12 protein-coding genes and 1 tRNA gene are annotated in these 12,194 nt (G+C 45.3%); 1 reads left to right on the top strand and 12 read right to left on the bottom strand.

All coding sequences use genetic code 11. The annotated features are described in order from the left end of the window. Positions 1-292: 292 nt before the first annotated feature. The 12 genes from A3K86_RS01520 to A3K86_RS01465 all read right to left on the bottom strand — a co-directional run bounded on the left by A3K86_RS01520 (position 293) and on the right by A3K86_RS01465 (position 11,306). Positions 293-1,933 (bottom strand): methyl-accepting chemotaxis protein, encoded by a 1,641-nt coding sequence (locus A3K86_RS01520; RefSeq protein ID WP_068326628.1) that lies wholly within the window; start codon positions 1,931-1,933, stop codon positions 293-295. Between the two features lie 225 nt (positions 1,934-2,158). After that, positions 2,159-3,145, bottom strand: a complete 987-nt coding sequence (locus A3K86_RS01515; protein ID WP_068326625.1) for a hypothetical protein — start codon at positions 3,143-3,145, stop codon at positions 2,159-2,161. Then, positions 3,146-3,868 carry an SDR family NAD(P)-dependent oxidoreductase gene (locus tag A3K86_RS01510; protein ID WP_068326621.1) on the bottom strand — a complete coding sequence of 241 codons (723 nt, stop codon included), beginning with the start codon at positions 3,866-3,868 and terminating at the stop codon, positions 3,146-3,148. Then, a complete protein-coding gene (locus A3K86_RS01505) occupies positions 3,868-5,223 on the bottom strand; it encodes an AMP-binding protein (protein WP_068326618.1) in 1,356 nt (451 codons plus the stop codon). Before A3K86_RS01505 ends, A3K86_RS01510 begins: the two co-directional genes overlap by 1 nt. After that, positions 5,204-5,449 carry an acyl carrier protein gene (locus tag A3K86_RS01500; RefSeq protein ID WP_068326615.1) on the bottom strand — a complete coding sequence of 82 codons (246 nt, stop codon included), beginning with the start codon at positions 5,447-5,449 and terminating at the stop codon, positions 5,204-5,206. The genes A3K86_RS01505 and A3K86_RS01500 overlap by 20 nt, the downstream gene beginning before the upstream one ends. Before the next feature lie 284 nt (positions 5,450-5,733). After that, positions 5,734-5,818: transfer RNA gene (locus A3K86_RS01495), tRNA-Leu, on the bottom strand. A gap of 127 nt (positions 5,819-5,945) precedes the next feature. Continuing rightward, complete coding sequence (locus tag A3K86_RS01490; RefSeq protein ID WP_068326612.1) at positions 5,946-6,950, bottom strand: LacI family DNA-binding transcriptional regulator; 1,005 nt, start codon at positions 6,948-6,950, stop codon at positions 5,946-5,948. Between the two features lie 71 nt (positions 6,951-7,021). Further along, positions 7,022-7,753, bottom strand: a complete 732-nt coding sequence (gene chbG / locus A3K86_RS01485; protein WP_068326609.1) for a chitin disaccharide deacetylase — start codon at positions 7,751-7,753, stop codon at positions 7,022-7,024. A gap of 69 nt (positions 7,754-7,822) precedes the next feature. Next, positions 7,823-9,133, bottom strand: coding sequence for a 6-phospho-beta-glucosidase (locus tag A3K86_RS01480; protein WP_068326606.1), 1,311 nt, complete (start codon positions 9,131-9,133; stop codon positions 7,823-7,825). Between the two features lie 2 nt (positions 9,134-9,135). Further along, positions 9,136-9,465, bottom strand: coding sequence for a PTS lactose/cellobiose transporter subunit IIA (locus A3K86_RS01475; protein WP_068326603.1), 330 nt, complete (start codon positions 9,463-9,465; stop codon positions 9,136-9,138). Between the two features lie 77 nt (positions 9,466-9,542). Beyond that, on the bottom strand, positions 9,543-10,880 hold the full coding sequence (locus A3K86_RS01470) for a PTS sugar transporter subunit IIC (RefSeq protein WP_068326600.1): 1,338 nt from the start codon (positions 10,878-10,880) through the stop codon (positions 9,543-9,545). A gap of 111 nt (positions 10,881-10,991) precedes the next feature. Next, positions 10,992-11,306: a PTS sugar transporter subunit IIB gene (locus tag A3K86_RS01465; protein ID WP_068326597.1), complete on the bottom strand. Its 315-nt coding sequence runs from the start codon at positions 11,304-11,306 to the stop codon at positions 10,992-10,994. A 392-nt stretch (positions 11,307-11,698) separates the two neighbouring features. On the opposite strand from A3K86_RS01465, the gene A3K86_RS01460 reads away from it, so the two are divergent. Beyond that, entirely contained in the window at positions 11,699-12,190 is a 492-nt protein-coding gene (locus A3K86_RS01460) for an RDD family protein (RefSeq protein WP_068326594.1), read from the top strand. Positions 12,191-12,194 lie beyond the last annotated feature (4 nt).

The following is a 12,194-nucleotide window of genomic DNA, read 5'->3' as shown; positions in this document are numbered from 1 at the left end:
GTCAAATTGTTAAAGAACAAACTGACTTATCGTTGCTGGCTTAGCGCCTTGCTCCGTGTCAGTGAGGACGCATTATAGAGATTCCGATCACGTTGGCAAGGGTGTTTTTGAAAAAAAACCAACAAAAACGCACAACCGAACAACAATTAACCACCAAAAGCGAAATCCGTATAATTCCCACCCACGAGTACCTCTACATCAGTATCTATCACTGAGATTTACCAAGGTATAAATAATGAAAAAGCCTTAATCTCACGATTAAGGCTTAACTAAAAGGGTCGGTTACCACGTATTAAAGCTTAAACTTCACCAAAGATGCTTTTAGATGGTTAACTTGGCTTAATAAAGCATCTTGTTCATGACGACATTGCTGGATCACCTGTTCGTTATTGATCGCAATGCTCGAAACATTTTCCACACTCTCTTTAATGGTTAAGCAAGTATTGCTCTGTTCATTCGCTGAGCCGGAGATACTCTCCGCTTGCTGTTGAATTACAGATAATGACGCCTGAAGGACATCAATCGCAGAGCTGCTGTTTTGTACCCCTTCGATATTCACTTCTGTGGCCGATGTAGTGTGCTGCACTATCTCTAATGCTTCGCTCGAACTTTTACCTAACCGTTCGATAATACCGTTAACGCTGGCGGTACTTTGTTGAGTGCGCGTTGCTAGCTGACGAACTTCATCTGCCACCACAGCAAAACCACGCCCTTGATCACCTGCACGAGCAGCTTCAATTGCAGCATTCAGTGCCAATAAATTAGTTTGCTCAGCAATACCATCAATTTCAGTTACTACATTTTCAATTTCACTTACATCAACTTTCAACGCCTGCATCGCAGAGGTCAGCTGATCAATGCTACTCGATAACGATGTCATCATGGCAACAACATTGTTTGTCATTACTTGCGTTTCTTGCCCTTGACCAAAGCAACGTTGGGTTTCGCTCACCACCTGTTCAGCACTTTGCGTAAAATCACATGAGCCTTGCGCCAAATTATCGATGGCAATCGCTAGCATTTCTGTTTCAGTGGTTTGCTGTTTAGCCTGATGAGTTAAATTGCCAAACAATGCTTTCGCTTTATTAGAGTTAGTTTCTAGCTGCGCCGTCATCGCTACTGTATCCGTCACAGCTTGGTGGAGATCATTACGCATGGTGATGAAAGCCGCGTAGATACTTTCCGCCGAGGCTTGATGAGCAGTTAAGTTATTATCCGGTGTTAAATCGCCATCTTTTACCCGGTTAGCCAATCGCGCTAACACTTCAGGCTCGGCACCCAACTGAACCAACACTTTACGAATAGAAACCCAAATCACCCCACCAATTACTAGTGCAATAACAAGCCCCATAGCAATACGGGTAGCGATTTGCTCTAAGAATTCATTGAAGATGTGATCATTGGCAATACCGTTACCGACATACCAACCCCATACTCCGGTTTTAATCGCCACGGAGTGGATCATGGCTTCACGCTCACCATTACGCGAAGACCACACATAATCAACGACTGTGTTGGTTTTATTACCAATGGCGCGAGCAAGGATTTCACCAACATCACGGTTATCCGCATCACGCAGAATATTGAAGTTTTCACCTTGGATCTCAGGATCGAGCGGGGCAGAGAGGAAAACACGATTTTCGTCTGTTACCCAGACGTATTCGGTTGGAGTGTAGACATTAGTACGAAGCACCTGAAGCGCCATCCGTTTGGCTTCTTCCTCTGGCATCTCACCACGCTGAGCCAAAGCTTCAAAAGTGTTGACGATTTTACTGGCACTCACCAACAATTGCTCAACACGCTTATAGTTAGCCGCTTCCAGTGCTTGTTTTTGGCTTGTCGCGCCGAGGTAAATACTACCTAATAACAAAACAACCAAACTCACCACCAGAATGATTGCTTTGCGCTGTAAAGTCATAGCTTGTTGCATCATGCGCCCCGCGTAAAAAGTATGCACACTAGCTAATATCACAGCGAGGTTCAACGATTATTAATTCAATATAGAACCTTATTCTTTTGAGGCATGTTAGCCCTTAAAACATAAGAAAATAGCAATACAAAATATTATCTAAAAGAATAAATTAACTGTTATTGCAATGCTCACCCACCCAGTATTAATGGAGGATGGCTTATTTCCGCTTTGCAATAATCAATGCTTTCAACAACTTGGTCTATCTTGATCTGAATCGCCGATAAAAATGGTTAACGCATTGCGAGATTTATAAGCGTAATCGATCTTTATATTCTGATAGACAAACGGAGCGAAGTAATTAGGGATGATCAGTTCATCACTATTTTCAATAAACCCGCTGCCAGCAAGACAGTCTATATTCGATACCAAGTCCATATACTCAAACCCATTACCCGCTATAAACGCAGATATCGCGTCATTGAATTTAGGGTTAGTAATATTCTCGCCAACCACATCAACGGCTCTGGCTATTTTGGCGTTTTTAATGACGATCTCTCGATAAACGACCGCTGCTAATGTGCACTCGCCGTCAGTTAAGACCAGCAACTTGTAGGTATACGATGGATGGTTAAAATAACGCTGATTAATATAAGCGAGATCTTTTTGAGGGTATGTCGAAAAAAGCGACTCAGGAAGACTAACTTCTTCCAAGTCAAAATAAACGCCATGAGTGACGCTATTTTGCTGGCAATCAACGAGATGCTTTCCTTGGGGATCGCTAATCAAAAAGTCACTGATATTTTGATTAAAGAAAGCTCTATGACTTAAAACACCAACAGTGTATTTAAGCGCTTTATAGATAGGGAGCACTTGTGCGCTTAAGCCCAGAGAGCAAATAGTCGGATTATTATATTGCTTCTTAAGGTAATTAAGCATCATTAACCCAAGTCCGGGTTTGCCAATACCTTCTTTTACTTTCCAGATCGCCAGCCACAGTTCGTTATTGGCGGCGAGTTCTGCTGAATATTGAGCCGTAGGAATAAAGCCCAAGATACCGACGATATCGTTATCATCAGAAGCCACGACAAAATTATAACCGTCACTACTTCGGTGCTGCCAATCTAAGAGCTTTCTATCATGAACAAAGATATGGTCTTTCTTCCAGTGCTCATCGATAAACGTGACCAAGCTTTCAATATCAGAATGCTTACATAACTCAATCTTCAAAGCCATTTAAGCAGTGCTCCCAGCATCGACCGTAAACGTTGAACCCGTGATCCCTGCAGCATCATCAGACACCAAAAATAAAATCATACTTGCCGCATCGTTCACGTTCGCCAATCGCCCAAGACAACTGCGTCTTTTGATTTTATCGAGTTTGTCGCCCACCAGCCCACTCGTCATATTGGTTTCCATATAACCTGGCGCTAGGGTATTTACCGTAATTTGTGCTCGACCTAATTCTCGAGCCAGTGACTTGGTAAAACCACCGAGGGCAGATTTAGTCGCACCGTAAACGCTTAGCCCGTTAAACCCCGTCGCACCAATAATAGAACCGACATTAACGATCCGACCGCTTTTGTTAATCAACATCGATCTGGATACGTACTTGGTTAGCACGATCGGCGCTTCAACATTCACCTTGATCAGAGAAGAAATATCAGACTCATGCATTGTTGCCAGCACACCATCATGCCCTACCGCCGCATTGTTAATGAGCCCATAAATACGACCGTGCGCTTTGGTGATTGTTTTCACCAAAGATGAAATTTCTGTCGTATTTGAAAAATCAAACGGGTAGAAAAAAACGCTGTCAGCATACTCTAGCTTTAAGTCTTCAAATTCGTCAGTTGGGGTACGGCTGATACCAATAACCTTATAGCCAGCTTGGGCCAACATTTTTGACGTTTCTAACCCTAACCCTTTCGCACAGCCGGTAACAATGATGTTCTTCATTAACTTCTGACCTTTTTACCTGTCGAGTTGACCTTGATTGCATCAACCACTTTAACTAATGCCGGCACCTCAAATGTCTCCAGCTTTTCCCGACAAAAAGACAATAACTCTCGCTTCAGTTCCTTGACTGGAATATGTTTCGCGTCTGGTGCCAAGATGATTTCACAGGCCACTAATGCCCCCAGTACGGAGTTACTTTTTGCGAAAACTGTCGCCATCAATACTGATGGATGCATTTCCAAAATAGCCTCCACCTTTTCAGGCATCACCTTGTTACCACCCACATTGATCGAGCCGCTTTCTCTGCCCAAGAAGAACACTCTATCCCCATCAATATTGACCATGTCACCGGTATTAACGAACCCTTGTTCATCAACCTCCAACTTCCCCTTTAAAAGCTGGGTGCAGCCATTTGTGCTCTTAATCCATAAGACACCTTGGCAGACTTTTAACTGACATTTTATATGTTGGTCATCATCAAGGTAGGTTAGAGGAAATCCTTCCCGTTGATCTTTTACAACGAAACCCACTCCCGCTTCTGTAGAGGCATAGATATGTATTATCGCACTTTGCGGGAAACTGCGGCTTAGCGCAGTAAGTACACTTTGATTACTGATTTCGCCACCCAGTGTTATGCGCTGCAAAGGGATATCAGTGTGGAAAGGATCCATTAACAGCTTTCGCCAAAATGACGGCGTCGCCGATAACGCATTCACCGCTGACTTCGTGAATAACTGAACAAGTTCAGCAATCGTCATCGCATCAGAAGGTACAACTAACGTTGCTCCTGAAACGGCAGATTGTAGGTAAACTTGCAGCCCTGCAAAACGATTAAGATCGTAGGCTAGCCCCCAATTAAAGTCCTTGCCTCGATTAACATCGAGTTTCGCCGTCGCAAGCAGAGTATCCAACGTATAATTGGCTAACTTTGGTGTCCCTGTCGTTCCCGAGGTCGCCAATAAGTAGGCTTGTTGCTGGGCGTAAGAAACCTTGTCATTCACCGCAACAGCAGTGATAGAAACGAAGTTACAGTCCGCCAGTTTGATCACATAATCAATACCAGCCGAGGTATAGAAATCACTTTCTGCGCCCTCGATATCATTCGGCTGAAGGAACACAGTTTGGCAAACACTGTCGATCGCCGGAAAAAATAAGGCTAGCGACTCACGATCATCTGACGTAACAGCACAATTACTGTTTGCTAAATAGGCATGCTCCGCCGCAAAGCGCTGACACAGCGCAGTCACATCACCAAAGGTGTACTGTGATTTAGCGGTGACCAGAAAAGTGCGATCTTGAGGGATCAGTGCCAAGTAGTCGGCTAATCGGCTTCTGTTATGCGCGGGATTTTTCATAGATAGCGACAAACTCTCCAAAGGTAATTGGATACACGGCATCTTCCATTTCTTGGAAAGGGTCAAAATCTAGTTCTTCTTCAAGCAAGGTCACCAAAATGGCAAAACCTAAAGAGTCTAATCCACTCTCTAATAGCACTTGGTCATCATCAATCTCTGAGTAGCGTTGCGCGACATCAGTTTGCTCTAATGCTTCATTAAATTTCTCTATAATGACCTTTCTCATGCATATCTCCTTACTAGCTTGAATGCGAGCCCATGATACATGATGCCTGATAGGTTACATAGTTATCTATACTGCTCATCTTCGGGCTGATACGCGGCAAAACTCAAGCGATAAACTTTCTTTAATGCACGCGGAGAGTTAGGTTGTTGCGCAAGAAAAACAACGAAAGAGACAACTGAGTCAGCCTCACAATAAGTGAGTAGAAAATGACTTAAAGATAGAGATATTTTTGAGGCGATAGAACGAAAAAAGCCTCAACTTTCGTTGAGGCTTTTCTCTGAATTTGGTGCCCGAGGACGGACTTGAACCGTCACTCCCGAAGGAAACGGATTTTGAATCCGTCGTGTATACCAATTTCACCACTCGGGCTGATGTGGCTCATTATACGTATGCCCTTTTCGGACGCAAGCCTTTATTTTAAAAAATCTTTCCAAAACCCATCGACCGCTGAATTATTCAGCATTACGCCAGTAATTCCAGCTATTTAAGTGATTTATTAATAGGACGTAAGTGGCTGAACGCTATTACGGGTGATCAATTTAGGCAAAAAATGGCGCTCTGTTTCAACTGCTTGGTGAGAGAGCAAGCCATGAAGGACAGCGACCGCGGTTCTTGCCATATCACTAATAGGGAAATGCACCGCCGTCACCGTTGGATAGAAGCTGGCACAAAGGTCTACGCTATCAAAACTGGTCAGTGAAAGCTGCTTAGGTACTTGTAACTGTTGTTGATGGAAAAACTGTAATGCGCCCCCCATCATCTCTTCGCTACAGGAAAACAGTGCGGTGATATCGGAACGCTGCGCCAATAATTGCTGAGCAGCAGCCACACCACTTTCACGCCCATAATTTCCTTCACATACTAAGCTAGGATCAAACTCAATACCCGCATCTTCCAAAGCCTCAAGGTAGCCTTGATAACGCTGAACACTCGTTTGGCGAGTGAGTGGCCCCGAAATACACGCAATAGTACGATGCCCTTGCTCAATAAGATGATTCACCGCCAGTTTCGCCGCTAAAGTATGATCAAAAGTAATACAGCGCTCTTCGAGCCCTTCAACCCAACGATCCAATAACACAAAAGGGATTGGCTCTTTCGCTAGCGCCCGTAAATCATCATCACTCAAATGACGACTATGAAGAATGTAACCATCACAGCGTAAATCATGAAAACGTTGGATCGCTTCGCGCTCACCTTCGGCACTATGGTGCCCTTGAGCGGTGATCAAAAACTTATGATGGCAATCAAGCTCAGATTGGACCTGATCCATCATTTCGCCAAAGAAGCCACCGGTGTAGTAAGTGACGAGTAAGCCCACCATGTTCGATGAGGCGGTCGCGAGTGAGCGGGCAATAGCGCTGGGGCGATAGTTAAGCTCCGCCATTGCTTGTTCAACTTTACGCTTGGTATCGGCACGAAACTTACCTTCACCATTGATAATGCGTGAAACGGTAGAGCGGTTCACACCAGCTAACGCGGCCACATCTTTTATTCTTGCCATTGCGGCAGGCTCCTTTTGTCACAAAGCATAGGCTCTGTTAATCCATCAACTGCATAGCGCTATTCTACCGATTAATCGAACACAGAGAAATCACACAGCTCTACCCCGCGCTGATCCAATTCAGCTAACAAACGCGAGTCGGTCAAAATCTGTCGCTCTCGGTCGCGTTCAATGGCGTAGCCACTACTTTCTTGCAAAGCCTTATCAACATAAGCCGGGTGACACATAACCTCCAACACATCGCATTGCGAACTATGCTCATCCACCAGCTTCAGTAAAGTATCGATACTCGCATCCTGATCATAAAACTGATGGCTAAAGTGATAACGGCAATCCTGCGCTTTCGGGTTATCGCTGTCGGCACGTAACATCAAACGATGTGAAGCCGCGATCTCGCGCACCACGGGTAAAATCTGCGGATGACAATGGGCATGGTGATGGCTATCAAGATGACTGAGCGTGATCCCCAATCGATGAAAGGCTGCGATCTGCGTTTCGATCTCATCAGCCACCTCCGACTCTTTAAACCCTTGATACTGGTATATTTGCTCTTTTGGCCAACAACACCCTTGTGGTGTCATTAAGCTCGCACCGCTAGTGAATGGACGCCCTGTGGTAAAGCGTAAATGCAACCCAACTCGCAACGGTGGTGCTTGTTGGAGATGCGTTAACGCATCTTGCTCTGCGGGCATCCCAATCAGCATGGTTGCCGAGCGCACCACGCCGTGCAGACTCGCTTCCACCGTGCCCGAGTTAACCCCGGGGGTTAGGCCAAAATCGTCTGCATTGAATATCAGTTTCATTCCTTTCCCTTTGAATAAGGCTCACTGCACAGTCGATTCAGAACAACGCTGTACAGTGAGCGATGCAACTTAACGAAACTGTGGTAAGTAGTCGTAATTGGTACGCAGAATATCGTCCAAGATCGCTTTCGCTTTGGTGATATCCGGCACCAATGGATTATTTACCAATGCCATCAATGCACTGTCGTAATCGCCATGAACCGCCGCCTCTACAGTTAACTGTTCGTAAGCCTTCACTTGGTGGATCAACCCTGTGACTGCTGGGCCTAACTTACCGACCCCGATCGGCCTTGCACCCGCGCTACCAACCACCGCACTACACTCAATCACGGCGTCATCGGGTAAAAAGTGCATGGTGCCGTTATTGCGCGTGTTCACCACATTGATTGTGTTGCGATTGTTATAAATAGCATCCACTAAGTTTAACGATGCATCAGAGTAATAGGCGCCGCCACGTTGCTCGAGTTGCTCGGGTTTCTCATCTAACTCTGGGTTTTGATACAGTTCGAACAGCTCTTGTTCCGTCACCATCACTTGCTCTGCCCGTGTACCGCCTTGTTCAGCGGACGCCTTTTCTTCCGCTAACATCGCTTCGGTTTGATAAAAATAACGATGATAAGGACACGGGATCGCGCCTAGCGCTTGCAAAAATTCCGGCTCCCACGGCTCTTCAAATATGTTTTTCATACTGAAGTTGGCACCATCCCCGACTTTTTCCAGCACTTGAGCCGTTATATCTTCACCATTGAGCCATGCGCGATGCGCCCATAACAAGTGATTCAAACCCGCATATTCCAACGTCAGTTCGTCAGATTGGCATGCCATCATCTCGGCTATCATCATTGTCATTGACACTGGCACATTACACAAACCAATGGTTTTGACCTTACTGTACTTTTGAACGGCTTCGGTGACTAAACCAGCTGGATTGGTAAAGTTAAGCATCCAAGCGTTGGGGGCTAACGCTTCGATATCTTTACAAATACCCAAAATAACAGGGATGGTGCGCAAGGCTTTAGCAAACCCACCTGGGCCTGTGGTTTCTTGTCCTATCACATCGTATTTCAGCGGAATACGCTCATCATTCGCGCGAGCCTGTAGCCCCCCGACCCGAAACTGAGTCATCACGAAGTCAGCCCCCGCGATAGCGGCTTTGCGATCCATCGATGCCGTTAGCTTAATATCAGCCCCCACTTTATCGATCATCCGCTGTGCTAAATGAGCAATGATATCGAGTTTTTCTTTGCCTGCTTCAACATCGACAAAATGGATCTCTTTGACTGGCAGGCGATCCAGTCGCTTCAGCACTCCTTCAACCAGTTCAGGGGTATAACTACTGCCACCACCAATAATCGCGAGCTTTAATGCACCCTTTGCCATAGTTACTCCTTAACTGATTGCTGATCTTCAAGTCGTAGCGCATGTAATGTCACCATCTCTTGCGCCAGTTCATGGGCAAGAATGGTGGTCATCAAATGATCCTGAGCGTGTACCATAACCAAGGTCATTTTGACTTTCCCCTCTCCTTCATCAGCCTCGATTAATTGAGTTTGCGTTAGATGAGCACGGTTCAAACACGCTTTGGCTTGCTCTAATGCGTTTTTGGCTTCCGCAATCTGCTGTTTTCGAGCGCAGGCCAAAGCTTCAAAGCACAAACTGCGCGCTTCACCCGCGTTGACTATGATGTCCATTACAACAGCTTCTTGATCCATGAGATTTCCTTCTATTCCTTGATAAGGCTTGATGTGAGCCAGCTTTCACTGGCTCTCAATGTCTTTGATGAACGGTATTAAGCAGTAACTTCTTCACCCGCAGGTTGTGATGCAGAGTCTTTCGATGCACTCTGGGTTTTGCTTTCTTCAGCCAGAAGCTGCTTTTCAAACATCTTGAAGAACGGGAAGTAGATGACGAGATCAATAATCATCAACCCGATAACCAAAATGGCAGGTGTTAGCGTCCAGCCAGTACCCCATGAGGCACCAATCACCGCCGGTGCTGTCCACGCAGTTTGGGATATCCCCATCCCGACAAAGCCCATGTGTACCGCAAAGTAAGCAATCACCGCATTCACGATTGGCGCAAACACAAAAGGAATAAACATGGTTGGGTTCAACACTAATGGGCTACCAAAGATCACAGGCTCATTAATTTGGAACATCCCAGGTACCAAGCTCATGCGACCAAGGCTGCGTAGGTGGATCGACTTACTAAACACCATCAAAATCACCAAGGCGAGAGTGGCGCCAGAGCCACCAATGAAGATAAATCCATCCCAGAAAGGTTGAGTGAAGATATTGGTTGGCGCTTCGCCGGCAAGGAAGGCTTCTTGGTTAACGCCAATATTCGTAAGGAAGATAGGTGAAAGTAGACCCACGACAATCGCCGCCCCGTGGATCCCCGCAAACCACAACAATTGGCACAATAACAAGGCACCAATGATGGCAGGTAAGCTGTTCGATGCACTCACCAATGGACGGAATGCTTCAAGAACAAGTTCAGGGATCAACATATTAAATTGCGCTTGGCAGAACAAACTCAATGGGTACACAGTGAGGAATACCACCAGCACTGGGATCAATATTTCAAACGAGCGGGCAATGGCAGGTGGTACTTGCTCGGGTAAGCGGATGGTCACGTTGTATTTGTTGAGCAAGCGGATCAGCTCGACCGAGAAGAACGCACTCAGCACCGAGGTGAAAATACCAGTACCAGATAAATGGTTAGTTGGTAAGCCACCATCAGCCACTGGCGCCGAAGCGACCAAGAAAGTCATCAAAGCCAACGAAGCACTGGTGATCCCATCCATGCTGTAAGCCCGTGCGAGGCTGTAGCCGATCCCCATCGAGACGAACATCGCCATTAACCCCATCGTCATGTTGTAGGGCAACATGATGTTATCGAAGTTAGCCGCGGCAAAATTGATCCATGCGCGACCAAAAGCATTCTCGGTATCTTCGGCAAACGGTGGGAACGCAAATACCAGCATAAAACTACCGACAATAATGAACGGCATCGCGACAATAAAACCATCACGCATTGCACGAATATGTTTTTGGTTTCCCACTTTGACGGCTAAAGGCGCTATATACCTTTCGACCGAATTTATTATTGAATCGTAAAGCTTCATCACTACATCCTTTTATTTAAGACGAACAACTACCCTCCACATTATTAATGCAGAGTGAGTTAAATAACGGGAATATTGGCTAAAGGTTATTTAGCCAATATAAAAAGAGAATTAGGCAGTTTCAGGTATTAATGATAAGGCGATAGCAAGCACTTCATCCCCTTTCATCATGCCGTACATCTGTGGAGGTATAGGAGCAACTTGTTTGTTGTAGTCATCTGCTATTTTCTGCAATTCTGATTGTTGGAATCGCACCTGAGGGCCAAGCAAGCAGACATCAAAGTCTTGAATAAGCTCATTAAAAACGGTCACTCCATGGGCTTCAATCACACACTCAATCCCTTGTTCTGCCGCTGCTTGTTCCATTTTCTTTACCAACATACTGGTCGACATTCCGGCGCTACAACACAATAGAATCTTTTTCATGAGGCACTCCTTGTATACATTAATCACTTCGCTTCAATTGTGTTTAGATTGTATACAAGCAAGAATTAACTTGAAAGCGCAACCGGTTGCGTTAACGGTAATAAAGGGTGAGTAAGATCGAGTTTCAATTATTTAATTATGTAATACTTTGCAATTAATTATTTTTTCAAATTAATTAAATCCGCAACTGAGAAAAATATAAGTCAGGCATTCTTACTGTGTTTTTTGAGTCCAAACTGCTTTTTCACTATCATTAATGGCTCACATTCCGTACCGCAAAACAGCGATAGTTAATGCAATGACTATTCAATACTTGCTAGACTGCTGCGCAGTTGAGGAACTTAGCCTCGCTCGATTTAGGCTAAGTCGAAAATGGATGTAATGGAGTCACCATGAAAAAAAAGCCAAAGGCTGTACAACCAACCAAAGTTTACGCAGGCGTTTTACGTCGCCTTGGGGCTTGGCTGTATGATTTACTGATAGTGGTCGCGATTTTAATGCTGGCAGGCGGAATTGCGATGGCTGTGGTTGCCAGCTTGCAATACCTTGGCGTAGTCGATACCAGTGGCTATCAAGATGTCGGTGAGTACCTCGGTAAACACCCTATCGCAGGCATACTCTACCCTGGTTACTTAACTGTGGTGATTGTCGCTTTCTATGCCTACTTTTGGTGTCAGAGTGGACAAACGTTGGGAATGCGCGCATGGAAACTACGAGTACAAAATGCGGATGGCTCTAACATTGGCTTTACTCAAGCCTTGATCCGAATGGCCACATCGGCATTTGGCCTCGGTAACTTCATTGCTTTGTTTGGCAAAGACAAAAAAGCCTTTCAAGATTTGATGGCAGAGTGTGAAGTGATTGTTCTACCTAAGGTCAATTAACCTT

Source organism: Photobacterium jeanii, assembly GCF_001650345.1.
GTDB lineage: Bacteria > Pseudomonadota > Gammaproteobacteria > Enterobacterales > Vibrionaceae > Photobacterium > Photobacterium jeanii.
Note: the sequence above shows the minus strand (reverse complement) of the source record. Positions and strands in the feature narration are given on the sequence as shown.

Coding starts and splice junctions, on each gene's coding strand:
- A3K86_RS01520 (WP_068326628.1), bottom strand. CDS start 1,933: ATGATGCAACAAGCTATGACTTTACAGCGCAAAGCAATCATTCTGGTG.
- A3K86_RS01515 (WP_068326625.1), bottom strand. CDS start 3,145: ATGGCTTTGAAGATTGAGTTATGTAAGCATTCTGATATTGAAAGCTTG.
- A3K86_RS01510 (WP_068326621.1), bottom strand. CDS start 3,868: ATGAAGAACATCATTGTTACCGGCTGTGCGAAAGGGTTAGGGTTAGAA.
- A3K86_RS01505 (WP_068326618.1), bottom strand. CDS start 5,223: ATGAAAAATCCCGCGCATAACAGAAGCCGATTAGCCGACTACTTGGCA.
- A3K86_RS01500 (WP_068326615.1), bottom strand. CDS start 5,449: ATGAGAAAGGTCATTATAGAGAAATTTAATGAAGCATTAGAGCAAACT.
- A3K86_RS01490 (WP_068326612.1), bottom strand. CDS start 6,950: ATGGCAAGAATAAAAGATGTGGCCGCGTTAGCTGGTGTGAACCGCTCT.
- chbG (WP_068326609.1), bottom strand. CDS start 7,753: ATGAAACTGATATTCAATGCAGACGATTTTGGCCTAACCCCCGGGGTT.
- A3K86_RS01480 (WP_068326606.1), bottom strand. CDS start 9,133: ATGGCAAAGGGTGCATTAAAGCTCGCGATTATTGGTGGTGGCAGTAGT.
- A3K86_RS01475 (WP_068326603.1), bottom strand. CDS start 9,465: ATGGATCAAGAAGCTGTTGTAATGGACATCATAGTCAACGCGGGTGAA.
- A3K86_RS01470 (WP_068326600.1), bottom strand. CDS start 10,880: ATGAAGCTTTACGATTCAATAATAAATTCGGTCGAAAGGTATATAGCG.
- A3K86_RS01465 (WP_068326597.1), bottom strand. CDS start 11,306: ATGAAAAAGATTCTATTGTGTTGTAGCGCCGGAATGTCGACCAGTATG.
- A3K86_RS01460 (WP_068326594.1), top strand. CDS start 11,699: ATGAAAAAAAAGCCAAAGGCTGTACAACCAACCAAAGTTTACGCAGGC.